Annotated in this window: 13 protein-coding genes; 6 read left to right on the plus strand and 7 right to left on the minus strand. The window is 68.5% G+C overall.

The window, feature by feature from the left end:
• The first annotated feature begins 81 nt into the window (after nucleotides 1-81).
• A complete protein-coding gene (locus tag AC1RNC_RS06385; RefSeq protein WP_492884677.1) occupies nucleotides 82-924 on the plus strand; it encodes a hypothetical protein in 843 nt (280 codons plus the stop codon).
• A 16-nt stretch (nucleotides 925-940) separates the two neighbouring features.
• On the opposite strand, the gene AC1RNC_RS06390 is transcribed toward AC1RNC_RS06385, so the two are convergent.
• Complete coding sequence (locus tag AC1RNC_RS06390; RefSeq protein WP_492884678.1) at nucleotides 941-1,426, minus strand: MarR family transcriptional regulator; 486 nt, start codon at nucleotides 1,424-1,426, stop codon at nucleotides 941-943.
• A 763-nt stretch (nucleotides 1,427-2,189) separates the two neighbouring features.
• Between AC1RNC_RS06390 and otsB the strand changes: the two genes are divergently transcribed.
• The 5 genes from otsB to AC1RNC_RS06415 all read left to right on the plus strand — a co-directional run bounded on the left by otsB (nucleotide 2,190) and on the right by AC1RNC_RS06415 (nucleotide 6,809).
• Nucleotides 2,190-2,963 carry a trehalose-phosphatase gene (otsB, locus tag AC1RNC_RS06395; protein WP_492884679.1) on the plus strand — a complete coding sequence of 258 codons (774 nt, stop codon included), beginning with the start codon at nucleotides 2,190-2,192 and terminating at the stop codon, nucleotides 2,961-2,963.
• Entirely contained in the window at nucleotides 2,960-4,375 is a 1,416-nt protein-coding gene (gene otsA, locus AC1RNC_RS06400) for an alpha,alpha-trehalose-phosphate synthase (UDP-forming) (RefSeq protein WP_492884680.1), read from the plus strand. The genes otsB and otsA overlap by 4 nt, the downstream gene beginning before the upstream one ends.
• A 199-nt stretch (nucleotides 4,376-4,574) precedes the next feature.
• Nucleotides 4,575-4,871 (plus strand): hypothetical protein, encoded by a 297-nt coding sequence (locus AC1RNC_RS06405; protein WP_492884682.1) that lies wholly within the window; start codon nucleotides 4,575-4,577, stop codon nucleotides 4,869-4,871.
• Nucleotides 4,872-5,163: 292 nt separating this feature from the next.
• Nucleotides 5,164-6,498, plus strand: a complete 1,335-nt coding sequence (locus tag AC1RNC_RS06410) for a chloride channel protein (protein WP_492884684.1) — start codon at nucleotides 5,164-5,166, stop codon at nucleotides 6,496-6,498.
• A complete protein-coding gene (locus AC1RNC_RS06415) occupies nucleotides 6,495-6,809 on the plus strand; it encodes a hypothetical protein (RefSeq protein WP_492884686.1) in 315 nt (104 codons plus the stop codon). The genes AC1RNC_RS06410 and AC1RNC_RS06415 overlap by 4 nt, the downstream gene beginning before the upstream one ends.
• A 9-nt stretch (nucleotides 6,810-6,818) precedes the next feature.
• Here AC1RNC_RS06415 and AC1RNC_RS06420 read toward each other — a convergent pair whose 3' ends face one another.
• The 6 genes from AC1RNC_RS06420 to AC1RNC_RS06445 all read right to left on the minus strand — a co-directional run bounded on the left by AC1RNC_RS06420 (nucleotide 6,819) and on the right by AC1RNC_RS06445 (nucleotide 13,723).
• The gene (locus tag AC1RNC_RS06420; protein ID WP_492884687.1) at nucleotides 6,819-7,097 is read right to left on the minus strand and encodes a hypothetical protein; all 279 of its coding nucleotides are present in this window, start codon (nucleotides 7,095-7,097) and stop codon (nucleotides 6,819-6,821) included.
• A gap of 93 nt (nucleotides 7,098-7,190) precedes the next feature.
• Nucleotides 7,191-9,110, minus strand: coding sequence for a potassium transporter Kup (locus AC1RNC_RS06425; RefSeq protein ID WP_492884688.1), 1,920 nt, complete (start codon nucleotides 9,108-9,110; stop codon nucleotides 7,191-7,193).
• A 93-nt stretch (nucleotides 9,111-9,203) separates the two neighbouring features.
• Nucleotides 9,204-10,442, minus strand: coding sequence for a D-alanyl-D-alanine carboxypeptidase family protein (locus tag AC1RNC_RS06430; RefSeq protein ID WP_492884690.1), 1,239 nt, complete (start codon nucleotides 10,440-10,442; stop codon nucleotides 9,204-9,206).
• Nucleotides 10,443-10,585: 143 nt separating this feature from the next.
• Nucleotides 10,586-11,287, minus strand: a complete 702-nt coding sequence (locus AC1RNC_RS06435; RefSeq protein ID WP_492884692.1) for a hypothetical protein — start codon at nucleotides 11,285-11,287, stop codon at nucleotides 10,586-10,588.
• Nucleotides 11,284-12,732, minus strand: coding sequence for an outer membrane protein assembly factor BamB family protein (locus AC1RNC_RS06440; RefSeq protein WP_492884694.1), 1,449 nt, complete (start codon nucleotides 12,730-12,732; stop codon nucleotides 11,284-11,286). The genes AC1RNC_RS06435 and AC1RNC_RS06440 overlap by 4 nt, the downstream gene beginning before the upstream one ends.
• Nucleotides 12,620-13,723 carry a PQQ-binding-like beta-propeller repeat protein gene (locus tag AC1RNC_RS06445; protein ID WP_492884696.1) on the minus strand — a complete coding sequence of 368 codons (1,104 nt, stop codon included), beginning with the start codon at nucleotides 13,721-13,723 and terminating at the stop codon, nucleotides 12,620-12,622. Before AC1RNC_RS06445 ends, AC1RNC_RS06440 begins: the two co-directional genes overlap by 113 nt.
• Nucleotides 13,724-13,786: the final 63 nt, after the last annotated feature.

Below are 13,786 nucleotides of genomic sequence, written 5' to 3' on the forward strand. Positions count from 1 at the left end.
GACCCGGCGGAGAGGACGTCAGGCGCGAACCGGGGCGAAGGCGATTGCAATCGGGACCTTGTCTTCTGCTAGGCTCAAGCCATGAGCGACAATAGACAGAGGTCCCCGGACCGCAAGTTCGCCCTGATCGCGCCCCTGGCCATCGGGGCCGCGGCGATCGTCGTGCTGGTCCTGGTGCTGACGCGCCCCGCGCCCGCGCCGCCGGCTCCTGAGCCGCCGCCGCCCGTGGTCGCCGCGCCGCCGGCCAAGGTCGCGCCCGCCGCGGTCGTCTCTCGCGCCGACCTTATCCAGGCGGCGGCCAAGGCCGCCGACGCCTACGCCTCGGGAGCGCCCAGCCAGGGCGCCGATCTGATCGGCCGACGGTTTTCCGTGCGTCTGGCGTTTGGTTGCGCTGGCCCTCTCGCCGATCCCGGCCCCGCCCAGGCCTACTACCAGGTCGACGCCAAGGCTTCGTCCCTGCGTCTCGTCGCCAGGCCTTCGATCTGGACGGACCTGCCGCTCGTCCGCGCCGCGCCCACGCCGGCGGGCACCGAGACCGTCGAAGGGTTCTGGATTCCGCGCCCGTGGCTGACGGGCGACCAGTGCCCCAAGCGGCGAGAGGTCGCGCCGCCCGCCACGCCCACGCCGGTCGAGCAGCCAAGCCTTGGCTTGGCGGTCCTGCATGGTCAGGACGCCGCCCGGACCGAGCGTCGAGGCCAGCGCCCCTATGAGCATGTCCTGAAACTGCCGCCCGACAGCACAGCCCAGGGCCGGGTGTTCGAGCTGGTCCTGGAGGGGCGGATATCCGGCTTCGCCGATGGCGCGGCGGCCCATTGCTGGAGCGAGTCGGCCGAGCATCGGCCCGTGTGCCTCTTTGCGGTCGATCTCGATCGCGTCGCCTTCGAGGACAGGGACGGAGCGGTCCTGGCCGATTGGCCGCGATAGAGTTGCTCGTCTTGGATTACCGCGCGGCCGGCGCGGCGCGGTGAGCCGCCTCGATGATTTCGGCCAGGATGTCGGCGCCTTGCCGCAGTTGGCCCAGATTGCGCCTGGAGATGGTTTCCAGGATGTCCGCGCCGCGCGGTCGCAGCGCCAGAACCACCCGGCGGCGATCGGCGTCGTCATCGCGTCGCGAGACGAGGTCTCGTTCAATCAGACGCGCGACCAGTTCGACGGCGCTGTGGTTCTTGATCAACAGACACTGGGCTAGTTCGCCGATCGAGATGGGATCGGGGCCACGATGGGCCTTGATGGCGAGCAAAGCCTGATGCTGCTGACTGGTCAGGCCATAGGCCCGCGCGCCTTCTTCACTGAACGCCAGGAACTGGCGGATGGCCCGGCGAAACTCTCCTAAGGCTTGATAGTCATCGGCGGTGAGGGGCTGGCCAGGCTCGCCTTCGGCATTGCTTTCGACAAGAGGGAAGGCGGGCTGGTCGGGCGCGGTCACGGGCAAGGTCCTGGCGCGCGAAACACTCGCGTCGCGCTGGGCTTTCTAGCATGCCTGACGAGTCGAGGGAGAGGGGGAGGGCCCTCGATTTGACATCACATCGTGACACGATATTTATGGGCCATGACTGATCGCACACCCCAGGGCGACTCGGTCACGGGGGCGCCGAGGCGGACGTTCATGGTCTGGTTCGCATCAGCGTTTCGGGGCAAACGCCTGATGATCGCCTTGGTCGGGGCCGTCCTGATGGCGGCCGCGGGCGCTTGGGCTGGCGCCCGGCTTGGCCTGGACGATCTAGAACTGCGACCGCCTCGCGGACCGCACCTGCGCGTGCTGCCCGGGCAGGGTGGTAAAGCCAGTGTCACTATCCCGTGACCCGTCTCCCATCCGCCACCCTGCCTGTTAGGCTGCGGCGGGTCCTGACGCTTAGGCCGGGACCTGTCACGCTTTCGTCGCATCGTGCGACAGGATCGCCTGCCCGCTCGGCCGATCCCTCATCGTTGGAGAACCACCGCGCCGCGCACGGCGCTCGCATTCACAAGGGGCCTGTCATGCCATCATCGATCTCGCCAGGCGAACCACGCCTTCCGCTCGCCCGCCGCCGCGCCTCGTTGCGCCCCGCCGGCCAGTCGCCCAAGCCTTAGGCCTTTCGATCGCTCGGCGCGTTTGCGCGCCGCCCCCTGAGCCGCCGTCGGTCTCCACCGGCGCGCCGGCGTTCTTGCGTCCGAATTTGACCATTCCGGCGCCTGCCATGGAGCTCGCCATGACGGCCCAAATCATCACCTTTCCCGACCCCTTGCCGCCGCCGCCGCCGTTGATTACCGCCGGCTGCGCCTTGTTTCTGGATCTTGACGGCGTGCTGGCCCCGATCGTCGATAGGCCCCAGGACGTCGGACCCGACCCGCGAAGGACCTTCATCCTGCGCCGTCTGGCCGAGCGCCTGCAGCGACGGCTCGCCATCGTTAGCGGGCGCACCGTCGCCGAGGTCTCCGCGATCACCGAGGACGCCGTCGCGGCTGTCGCCGGCGTTCACGGCTTACAGAGACGCACGGTCTTAGGCGACGAGATCGCCGCGCTGCCCGACGCCGATCTGGCCGACGCCGCGGCGGTGTTCAGGGCGCTGGCCCGGGCCCAGCCGCTCTTGTTGGTCGAAGAGAAAGGCCTGAGCGTGGCGCTGCACTACCGCGCCTGTCCCAGCGCCTGCGAGGCGGTGCGCGAGGCCGCGCGGCGCCTGGAGGCGGCCACCGGCCTGGTCCTGCAGGAAGGCGACATGGTCGCCGAACTGCGAACGGCCGGCGCCGACAAGGGCCAGGCGGTGCGAGCCTTCCTGGGCGAATGGCCGTTCCAAGGCGCGCGGCCGATCTTCGTGGGCGATGACCTCACCGACGAGGACGGGTTCATGGCCGCCGAGGCCGCGGGCGGCTTCGGCGTGCTGGTCGGTCCCTCCAGCCGCCAGACCCTGGCGCGTCATCGTCTGCCGGACGTCCCCGCCGTGTTGGACTGGTTGGAGGCGGCCATTCCCGGAGGTGTCGCATGAGCCGGCTCATCGTGGTCTCCAACCGGGTCAATCCGCCCAGCGACGAGGGCGTGGGCACCGCGGGCGGTCTAGCCATGGCCCTGGCGGCGGCGCTGCGCGAATATTCCGGCGTCTGGTTCGGCTGGAGTGGTGAGACGACCGAGAGCTTCACCGGCCAGATCTCCATGCAGAAGGTCGGCGGAGTCACCGTGGCGCTCCTCGATCTGGAAGAGCAGGACCGGGAGGAATATTACGACGGCTACGCCAACCGCACGCTGTGGCCGATCTTTCATTCGCGGACCGATCTGGCCGCCTATGAGCGTTCGTTCGGGGAAGGCTATCAGCGGGTCAATCGCCGGTTCGCCGAGACCCTGGCGCCGCTGATCGGACCGGGCGACCGGGTGTGGATCCACGACTATCACCTGATCCCCCTGGCCCAGGAGCTGCGTCGTCTGGGCGTGGCCAATCGGATCGGCTTTTTCCTGCACATACCCTGGCCGAGCCGGCGGCTGCTGACGACCTTGCCCCAACACCGGGAACTGGTGGAATCTCTGCTGGCCTACGATCTGGTGGGCTTCCAGACGCGGGACGCTCTGGAGGCGTTCAGCGACTATGTCGAACGCGACCTGAACCTGACGATCGCGGACGGCGTGATCGCGGCCGAAGGCCGCTCCACGCGGATCGGGGCGTTTCCGATCGGCATCGAGGGCGACGCCTTCGCGCAGCTGGCGTGCGGGGACACCGCGCAAGCGGCGTTCGAGCGGGTGCGGGTGAGCCAGACCGGACGCAAGATGATCCTGGGCGTCGACCGGCTCGACTATTCCAAAGGTCTCGAAGAGCGTTTCCTGGCCTATGAGCAGCTTCTGGCCGACCATCCCGATTGGGCCGAGAGGGTGTTCCTACTGCAGATCGCCACGCCCAGCCGGGACGCGGTGGAGGCCTATCAGGAAATCCGCGCTCGCCTGGACGGGGTGTCGGGGCGCATCAACGGCGCCTACGCCACGGTCGACTGGGTGCCGATCCGCTACGTCAACCGCGCCCATCGCCGCGACGAACTGGCGGGTATTTATCGCGCCGCCCATGTCGGCCTGGTCACGCCCTTGCGCGACGGGATGAACCTGGTGGCCAAGGAATATGTCGCCGCCCAGGACCCCGATGACCCCGGGGTCCTGGTGCTGTCACGCTACGCTGGGGCGGCCGAGCAGATGCAGGACGCCCTGATCATCAATCCGTTCAGCCGCGAGGAGACCTCCGAGGCGCTCGGCCAGGCCCTGGCCATGTCCCGCGCCGAGCGGATCGCCCGCTGGCGGCGGTTGATGGACGGGGTGTCGCGCGATGACGTGGCGGCCTGGCGCGACGCCTACGTCAACGCGCTCGACCGGGGAAAGGCCGATGGCGATCAAGAGCACGGCGACAGTCGAAAAGCATCGTGATACGATGTACTGATCGATCCTAAATCGAAAAAGGCGACCGTCAGTGTCGCCAGTCGGGAGGAAACGCTCATGAAGCGCAACGGCGGTGTTCCGCTTGAGGTGATTATCGTGGCCTTGGCCGCAGTGGGGTGCCTGGCGGCGATGTCGCTGCGCCTGGCGGGTTAAGAGCGCTGCAAAACAGGATTGGAGTAGACGTCGCATGACTCATCTTGACTGGGAAGATGCGCTCGAAATCGTCGTGGGTTTCCTGGAGTCGCCCCCCGACGCGGATACCGAGGACGGTAAGCGATTCGATCAGGCGCTCTTTCGCGTGTTGGCCGGCGCTCCGGCCGTGGGGCACGACGGTGGGGCCCAAGCCGACGCCACGGCCGGGCTCGACGCCAGCTTGAGGGCGCGACTGGACGACCTAGCCCGTCGCCGCGCGCCGGCCAATCCGTTCGGGGATCATCCCGACGGGATCGGCCCCACCTTGGGCATGGATTTGAGCGGGTCATAGGACGGGCGGTTCGCGTAGATTGCCAAGAGCCGGCGACGGAGCGGGGCTTTAGAGGCCGCGTTCGGGAAGTCCGGGCTTCGCCAAGGGGTCGTCGCGGCCATCCTCATCAAGAACTTGCCGCCCCGGCGCCGGCTGTAGGCCTGCCGGCTTGACCCCGACGCCGGGCGCCCCTAGGGCGTAAACATCGTATGGCGATGCAATCGTCGCCAATGCTCTATTCCTCGCGCCAGGCAGCGAAACGTCCGTGTTAAAACCCTCGCCGCTCGAAAGGCTCGATCGTCAGCGCAAGCTCGTGAGCCTGCGCGCCCGGCGCTCGATGCGTACCGGGGCGGTGGTGGCCGCCGCCGTGGTGGCGGGCGCCGCCGCCGTCGGATTCGCCAAGCTCTGCGATGCGGCCATGGCCGCCCATGCTCATCTCGTCGCGGCCTGGCCCTGGCTTGGCCCCGCGCTCCTGATCGTGGGTTTGCCGCTGTGCGTCTGGCTGATGCGCCGCCTGGCGCCCGCCGCCGCCGGCAGCGGCATTCCCCAGGTGATCGCCGCCGGCGAAATCGGCCGGGGACGGGGTCTCGACGGCGAGAAGATCCATGATGACCGCGTTTCCATGCGCACCGCCCTGGTCAAGATCGTGCTGGCGGCCTTGCTGCTGGTTTGCGGCGGCTCGATCGGGCGCGAAGGACCCACCGTGCAGGTCGTCGCCGCGGTCATGGTGTTCCTGACCAGCTGGCTGCGCGGCGGCCCCGGGCGGCGCACCCTGCTGATCGCCGGGGGCGCGGCGGGAGTCTCGGCCGCTTTCAACACGCCCATCGCGGGCATCGTCTTCGCCGTCGAGGAACTGGCCCGCGGTTTCGACAAGCGCGCCAACACCGTGGTCATCCTGGCCGTGGTGTCGGCGGGGGTGGCGGCCTACGCGCTCGGCGGCAACTACGCCTACTTCGGCGACATGTCGGGCGCGGCCGGCTGGAAGGCGTGGTTCAGCGCGGCGCTGATCGGCGTGGTGTCGGGGCTGGCCGGAGGCCTGTTCTCGCGGTTGATGGCCGCCATACTGGTCGGCGACAATCCCGTGCGCCGGTGGAAGGATGCTCGACCCGTGCGCTTCGCCGCCCTTTGTGGCGTGGCGGCGGCCGCTGCGGCGGTCCTGAGCGGCGGCGTCACCTACGGCGCCGGCTATGCCGAAGCCAAGTCGCTGCTGTTTGGTCGCTTCGCTTCGGGCTGGGATCTGGCGGCCGGCAAGTGGCTGGCGACCCTTTCGGCGGCGGCCAGCGGCGCGCCAGGCGGGATCTTCGCGCCGTCTCTGGCCACGGGCGCGGGGATCGGGGCGCTGTTCGCGCACCTGGCGCCCTGGGCCGGCGGCCGCGAGGCCGTCACCTTGGGTATGGCCGGCTACCTCGCCGGCGTCGTCCAGGCGCCGCTGACCAGCGCGGTGATCCTGATGGAGATGACCCGCGATCCGGGCCTCGTCGGGCCGCTGCTGCTTTGCACCCTGATCGCCCGGCGCTGCTCAGAAGCGGTGGCCCCGACCCCGCTTTACCACGCCCTGGCCCGAGCCTGGACGGGGCCGCGCCGTCGCGCGGCCCAGGCCACGCCTGCGGGCGGCCCGGCGCTTCCTCCGGGAGACGGCGCGGCATGAGCCTTCTTCACCTGGCGCGAAGGCTCCTGTGCGCCAGCGCCTTGATCATGATCGGAGCGATCGGCGTCAGTGTCATGACCCATGACGCTTGGTTGATGGCGAGCCACATCGCTGGCGTCTTCAGCGCCGTGGTCGCCGCCGTCGCGGTGCTGGCCTTCGTCGTGGCGGGCTTGCGACGCGTCGCCGGAACGCTGCCGCCACGGCCGCCGGGTCACCCCGAGCTCGCCCCGTACGAGCGTGGGCTCACCGGGCTGGAGGCGGGGGCAGATCCGGCGCGCCCCTTGGCGTCGGATGGCTCTGCGGATCTCTGACCAACGCCTTCATCCGCCCGATCTCGCGCACTTGGGCGGTGAGGATCCCATCGGCCAGTTGGCGCACGCGGGGATCGCGGATATGGCCGCGTTCAGGCGCCGGTTGGAATACATCTTGCGCATGAACAGCAGCATGACGATCGCCATGGCCGCGCCCATCACCACAGCCATCCAGGCCCGGGTCTGGCTGAAGGCGACGTGATCGAGACTATAGGTGTTCAGATACATCAGGCCGTACATCAGCACGGTCGAGGTCGCGACCATCGCCGCGAAACGCAGATAGCTCATCGCGTCCTCCAGGACTGGCGCGGACCGCGCGCCCTGGCTCAATGATCGTGGAGCGATATATTTCCCGGCCCCAGCTCAAAAGCACGGTGTGGCCTAGACGGTGGTCTGGGTTCCCATCTCAACGACGCGGCCCGGCGGGATCCGAAAGAAGCTGGTGGGATTGGCGGCCACGCCCATCATGAACGCGAAGAGCTTATCCTGCCAGATGGGCATGCCCTTGGGCGAGGGGATGATGGTGCGCCGGCCCAGGAAGAAACTCGTTTCCATGATGTCGAACTTCAAACCCAATCGGCGGCTTTGGTTGAGCGCTTGGGGGAGGTTGGGGCTCTCCATGAAACCGTAGGTGACGATGAGCCTCTTGAAGTCGTCATTGACGGGCTCAAGACGCAGGCGCGCGGCGTCATCGACCCGTGGCACGGCGGCCGTGCGCACCGTCAGGATGACATTCTGGGCGTGCAGCACTCTGTTGTGCTTGAGGTTGTGCAACAGCGCCAAGGGCGCTTGGTCGGGCTCGGAGGTCAGGAAGATCGCGGTGCCGGCGGTGCGGTGCGGCGGCTTGGCCGCGAGGCTCTTGGCCAGCGCGGTCAGGGGGAGGGTTTCCTGCTGGGCGCGCAGCGCCAGGCGTCGCGCGCCGCGCGCCCAGGTCAGCATCGCCGTCACCAGGCCGCCGGCCAGCAGCAACGGCAACCAAGCCCCTTGCGGGATCTTCAGCAGATTGGCGCCGACGAACACTACGTCCAGCCCGCCAAACACCACCAAGGCGGCGACGGCGTTCCAGAGCGGGCGGTCCCACAGCCGCCGGATGATGACGAAGAACAGCAGACTGTCGACCAGCATCGCCCCGGTCACGGCGATGCCGTAGGCCGCCGCCAGGTTCGATGAGGTCTTGAACATCACCAGCAACATCAGCACCCCGATCAGCAGCAGGGTGTTGACGCCCGGCACGAAGATCTGCCCCGCCTGGGTCTCGCTGGTGCGCCGGATGACGATACGGGGCAACAGACCCAGCTGAACCGCCTGTTGGGTCATCGAGAACGCCCCGGTGATCACCGCCTGGCTGGCGATCACCGTCGCGGCGATCGACAGCAGCCAGACGGGCCAATAGACCGCGTGCGGGATCATCTGGAAGAACGGGTTGGTGCGCGCCTCCGGGTGGCTCAGCACGAAGGCGCCCTGGCCAAGATAGTTGAGCAGTAGGCAGGGCAGGACGAAGGCCAGCCAGGCGATCCGGATCGGCGTTTTGCCAAAATGCCCCATGTCGGCGTAGAGCGCCTCGGCTCCGGTCACGGCCAGGAAGACGCTGCCGAGAATAGCAAAGCCAAGCAGGCCGTTGTCGAGCAGGAACAGCGCGCCGTAGTGGGGTGACAGGCCGCGCAGAATGCCCGGGTCGTCCCGGATGTGGAGCAGGCCAAGCCCGGCCAAGGTCAGGAACCAAAGCGCGGTGACGGGCCCAAATAGCCGGGCGACGCTGGCGGTGCCGCGCGACTGGACCATGAACAGACTGACCAGGACGCCAATCGTCAAGGGCATGATCAGGAATGACAAGGTACGTCCGAACTTGGGGACCTCCCGCAAACCTTCCATCGCGCCGAGCACCGACACGGCGGGCGTGATGATGCCGTCGGCGTAGAAAAAGGCCGCGCCCAGGATGCCCAGGACCAAGACCGCGAACGAGCGCCGCCGTCCCGGGGTCTTGGCCAAGGCGCGCTGGGCCAGGGCCATCAGGGCCAAGGTGCCGCCTTCGCCCTTGTTGTCGGCGCGCATCAGGAAGACGACATATTTGAGCGTCACCACCAGGATGAGCGCCCAGGTCACCAAGGACACCACGCCCAGCACCGCCAGGGGCGCGGTCCCGCCCGAACGCGAATGGGCCAGGGCTTCGCGCATCGCGTAAAGCGGGCTTGTTCCAATGTCGCCGAAGACGACCCCGATGGCGCCCAAGGCCAGGGGCCAGAAGCGTTCGGCCGACGGCGCGGCATGGCTGTCGGTCGCATCGGTGACGATCTGGGTCATGTCATCCTCGCCAGGGCCGCACCAGGCTGCCTCCAGCGCGCCAAGGTTCGCGGTTCAAGCGCGCGAACCTTGAGGACGATGCATCAGACGGGCTCATTCCGTCAGCACCAGGCAATCCTCGCCCTCGGCGGCCAGGAGGGCGCAGGCCGCGTCGGCCCCCTCGGCGGTGCGGGCCGCAAAGCGCGCCGCGAAGAGGCCGCCGATCCGGGCTACGTCCCGCGACCGCTCCCCGAAACGGCGGGGATGACGTTTGACGACATCGGCCAGGCGCGCCTGGCCGCGCGCCTTGGAGCGGAACGCGCCAACCTGCACCCAAAGGCGAGACGGCGGCGAGGCCGCTGGCGAGGCGTCGCCCTGGGCCGTCGTCGGTTCGGCCTGGGTCAGGGCCGCCTGGATGACGGGCCGCGAGGCGACCTCGTCCGAAGCGACCGAGGCATACGAAAGAGGCGCGGCGGGTTGGGCCATCAGGTCCGCGACCGTCAGCTCGAAGCCGGCCGAGCGGATCGCGAGGCTGGAAAAGCTGGCCTGGACCAGTTTGGCCATGAACGCGTCGCGCGACCGCGCCGAGCGACCGCCCAGCACCACGGCGATCACCCGCCGACCGTCGCGCACGCCAGAGGTCAGCAGATTGTAGCCGGAGGCGTTGACGAAGCCGGTCTTGAAGCCGTCGATGCCCGGGCGGGACAGCAGGCGATTGTGCCCCTGGATCAGCCGTCCGCGGAACACCGTCTGCTCCTGGTCGAAAATGGCGTAGTCGTCGGGATGGTCGCGCAGAAAAGCCCGGCCCAGCAGCGCCAGATCCCGCGCGGTGCTGAAATGGCCCGCTTGGGGCAAGCCCGAGGCGTTGAGAAATTGGGTATGCTCCAGGCCAAGGCTTTTGGCCTTGGCGGTCATCGCGCGCGCGAAGGCGGCCTCGTTGCCGGCCAAATGCTCGGCCAGGGCCGTGGCGACATCATTGGCTGACTTGACGACCAGCACGTCCATGGCCTCCCGCATGCTCAGGCGCTCTCCGGCCCGCAGGCCAAGCCGCGAAGGGGGGCGGGCGGCGGCGCGCCGCGAAATGACCACCGGATCGGCCGATTTGACGCGACCGGCGTCCAGAGCGTCGAACGCCAGATAGAGCGTCATCACCTTCGTCAGCGAGGCTGGGTAGCGTCGCGCGTCGGCGTGGCGGGCATAAAGCGTCTCGCCGGTCTGCGCATCGATGACGATCGCCGCGAAGCGTTGCTCGACCGGGCTGTCGGCCATCGCTTGGGCTGGGGCGCAGACCATCACGACCATGGCGGCCAGGAGCTTGATCAGCGCAAGGCGCAAGCGCGACGACAAAATCATGGGCAGTCCGCCGGGCGGCGGTCCCTGAACTGGGCAAGAAGGTGTGGCCCATGTCGCCGGCAGCCTAGTTAACGTGATCTGAAGATTTGGGACAAAAATATCGCTACACGATGTTTTCGTGTTCGCGAACCCTTGGGGCGGACCTAAGATGAATCCGTGGCCTGTTCACAAACCGCGCCGCCGGCTGTCGCGGCTGACCTGCGCGCCGGTCCTGAGTGTCTGGTCGTCGCCTGCGGCGCTGGCGGCGGACGCCAGGCCCAGCAAGAGGCCCGCGCCTGCGCCCGCGGCGATCCTGGCCAGGATGATCGAAGGGCCGACAGGGTCTGATGCGGCGTGGGGTCGGTCAGGCTGACCACCACGCCATTGGCCCGCCAGGTCATGGTCACGCGCGGCTGGAAACTGGCCGAAAGGCGCACCCGAGCGCTTTTTGTCCGCGCCGGCGCGCCAAGCCGCGTCGTGAGCAGGTGCGTCACCGCATGGAAATTGTCAGGCGAGGTTTCGAACGCGACCGCCTCGACGATCTGTCTACGGATGATAAGAGTGAGTCGGGCTAGCCGCACCTTGACCGTGAGCGGCGCTGGGTCGTCGATCACATATTGGCCGTAGCGACGCGCCACGCGGCAGGCCTTGGCGCCATCGGGCCGTGGCGCGCCACAGACCAGAGGCGCGCGCGCCAGCGATGGCAGCTCTTGACCAATGAGGGCCTGGACGCCGGTCAGGCCCAGGGGCGCCGCGCCAGCCAGAGCTGCGCCGCCCTGTTGCTCGAAAGGCGCGCTCTGGGCGCGGGCTCCGCTCGCCAAGAGCGGCAGAACAAGCAAGAGGGCCAGGCCAGCTTTGCGGGTCATGGGTTGGCGCCTTTCGCGCTCGACGACGCCGGGCCGGGCAGGGCGTAGGCGACCAGGGCGTCGCCGATCGGGGTTTCCATGAAGTGGTGGCCGCCGGCCATGATCACCAGATATTGCTTGCCGCCGACCTCATAGGTCATCGGCGTGGCCTGGCCGCCGGCTGGCAACACGTCCTGCCACAGGGTGCGGCCGGTCTTCAGGTCGACCGCCCGAATGAGATTGTCGGTGGTCGCGGCGATGAAGATCACTCCGCCGGCCGTGACGACCGAACCGCCATTGTTGGGTGTGCCGATGGTCAAGGGCAGGTGCGAGGGGATGCCGAATGGACCGTTGGTGCGCGCCGTGCCCAGAGGACGATCCCATAGAGTCTTGCCGCTGAGCAGGTCGATGGCCCGCAGGCCGCCATAGGGCGGTTGCTTGCACAAAAGGCCCGTGAGCGGCAGGCGCCAGCCGGCGTTGACGTCGATGGCGTAGGGCGTGCCGGCCTGCGGATCGCCCGCGCCCTCGGCGCCCTTCTTCATCGAGCCGCCGCGTTCCTGGCCGCGCGGCGCCCAGCCCTTTTTGTCGGCTTCGGCGCGCGGCACCAGACGATTGTAGTTGGGCATGTCGTTGTAGTTGGCGACGATGACGCCGTGAACGGGATCGACGGCGACGCCGCCCCAGTCCGAGCCTCCGTTGTAGCCAGGATATTCGACGTAGCGGCTCTTGGTCTCGGGCGGGGTGTAGAAGCCCTTGTACGTGGCCAACCGGAACTGGATCCGGCAGATCATCTGGTCGATCGGCGACATGCCCCACATCGACCGTTCGGTCAGGTCGGGCTTGCGCAGGGTGTGATAGAGCGAAAACGGTTGGGTGGCCGAGCGCTCCTGAGGCTCGACGCCGCCCGTGGGCACGCGTCGCTCGGTTACGCCTGTCAGGGGCGCGCCGGTGCGACGGTTCAGGACATAGATGTCGCCCTGTTTGCTGGGGAGGATCAGGGCCGGAACCGAGCCCTGCCGGGTTGGGAAGTCCACCAGGGTGGCTTGCGATCCAAGGTCATAGTCCCAGACGTCGTTGCGCACGGCTTGGAACGACCAGACCTTGCGTCCAGTCGCCGCGTCCAGGGCCACAAGCGAGGTGGAATGGGCCTTTTCGCGTGAGGTGCGCAGCCCGCTCCAATAGTCCACCGCCGAATTGCCGAGCGGCAGATAGACCAGGCCAAGGGCCTCGTCGGCGGTCGCCGTCGTCCACATGTTGGGGGTTCCGCGGGTGTAGGTCTCGCCGGGAGGCGGCGCGCCGGTCCGCTCGGGCCGCACCATGTCCCAGGCCCAGGCCAGCTTGCCGGTGACGGCGTCATAGCCCTGGATCACACCGGATGGCGCGTCGCGCTTTTGCCCATCGAGCACCTGATGGCCCGTGACCACCACGCCACGCACGATGGTGGGCGCCGAGGTGATGGAGAACATGCCCGGCACGTGCTGGCCGATCCCTTGGGTCGTATCGACCTGGCCGCCGAACCCCGAAGTCGGGGCAGGGGCGGCCGGTGGCCGCGTCGACCGCGATCAACCGCGCATCCAAGGCGCCTTCGATGATCCGGGTGGCGCAGACCTCGCCGGACTTGGCGCCGGGCACGGCGTAGTAGGCCACCCCGCGGCAGGCGGCGGTATAGGGGATGTGGATGTCGGCGACCTTGGGGTCGAAGCGCCAGCGCGTCCTGCCGGTGGCCGCGTCGAGGGACATCAGGATGTTTTTTGGCGTGCAGAGATAGAGGCTGTCGCCCACCTTCAACGGCGTGGTCTCCGCGCCGTATTGCGACCGCGCCTGGGCGGAGGCTGGTAGGTCGCCCGTGTGGATCAGCCAGGCGCGCTCGAGCTTGTCGACATTGGCCGGCGTGATCTGGGAGAGGGTCGAGTAGCGTTGGGCGCCGTAAGTACCGCCATAGGCGGGCCAGTCGGCGCCGGCCGATCCCGCCGCCAGCGGGCCTGGACCGAGCGTCGGCGTTCCAGGGGCGGGGGGACGCCCCGCCAGGAGCACGGCGATCACCAGCACGGCCATTAGCGCGCTGGCCCCGACCGCAACCCCCAGACTCACCTGCCGGGGCGTGCGGTCCCGCGTCAGGTTGGGCACGCTGGCCATGACCAGCAGCAGCAGAATGAAGGGCCCCACAAGCCTTGGGGTCAGCGCCCACCCGTTGAGTCCCGATTCCCAGAGCGCCCAGACCAGGGTCGCGGCGAAGACCCCGGCATAGAGCCAGGCGCCCCGGACGCGCCGGCGGACCATCAGCGCGCCGGAGCCGACCAAGCCCAGTCCGGCCAGCAGATAGTAGGGCGATCCCCGCACGAGCGCGAGCCAAAGGCCGCCCGCCGACAAGATCGCGCCGATCAACACCAGGATGACGCCCACGGTGCGTGCGAACCAGGCGTGGCCTTGGACCAAGGTCTTGGAGGTGTTCGTCATGGGACGTTCCGACTGGAATCTAGGACGCGGCAAAGGGCGCGAGCGACGTTGAGCGGCCGCGCA

This window comes from Caulobacter sp. GW822-FHT01G02, from assembly GCF_058802865.1.

Coding starts and splice junctions, on each gene's coding strand:
- AC1RNC_RS06385 (WP_492884677.1), top strand. CDS start 82: ATGAGCGACAATAGACAGAGGTCCCCGGACCGCAAGTTCGCCCTGATC.
- otsB (WP_492884679.1), top strand. CDS start 2,190: ATGACGGCCCAAATCATCACCTTTCCCGACCCCTTGCCGCCGCCGCCG.
- otsA (WP_492884680.1), top strand. CDS start 2,960: ATGAGCCGGCTCATCGTGGTCTCCAACCGGGTCAATCCGCCCAGCGAC.
- AC1RNC_RS06405 (WP_492884682.1), top strand. CDS start 4,575: ATGACTCATCTTGACTGGGAAGATGCGCTCGAAATCGTCGTGGGTTTC.
- AC1RNC_RS06415 (WP_492884686.1), top strand. CDS start 6,495: ATGAGCCTTCTTCACCTGGCGCGAAGGCTCCTGTGCGCCAGCGCCTTG.
- AC1RNC_RS06420 (WP_492884687.1), bottom strand. CDS start 7,097: ATGAGCTATCTGCGTTTCGCGGCGATGGTCGCGACCTCGACCGTGCTG.
- AC1RNC_RS06425 (WP_492884688.1), bottom strand. CDS start 9,110: ATGACCCAGATCGTCACCGATGCGACCGACAGCCATGCCGCGCCGTCG.
- AC1RNC_RS06430 (WP_492884690.1), bottom strand. CDS start 10,442: ATGATTTTGTCGTCGCGCTTGCGCCTTGCGCTGATCAAGCTCCTGGCC.
- AC1RNC_RS06435 (WP_492884692.1), bottom strand. CDS start 11,287: ATGACCCGCAAAGCTGGCCTGGCCCTCTTGCTTGTTCTGCCGCTCTTG.
- AC1RNC_RS06440 (WP_492884694.1), bottom strand. CDS start 12,732: ATGTTCTCCATCACCTCGGCGCCCACCATCGTGCGTGGCGTGGTGGTC.
- AC1RNC_RS06445 (WP_492884696.1), bottom strand. CDS start 13,723: ATGACGAACACCTCCAAGACCTTGGTCCAAGGCCACGCCTGGTTCGCA.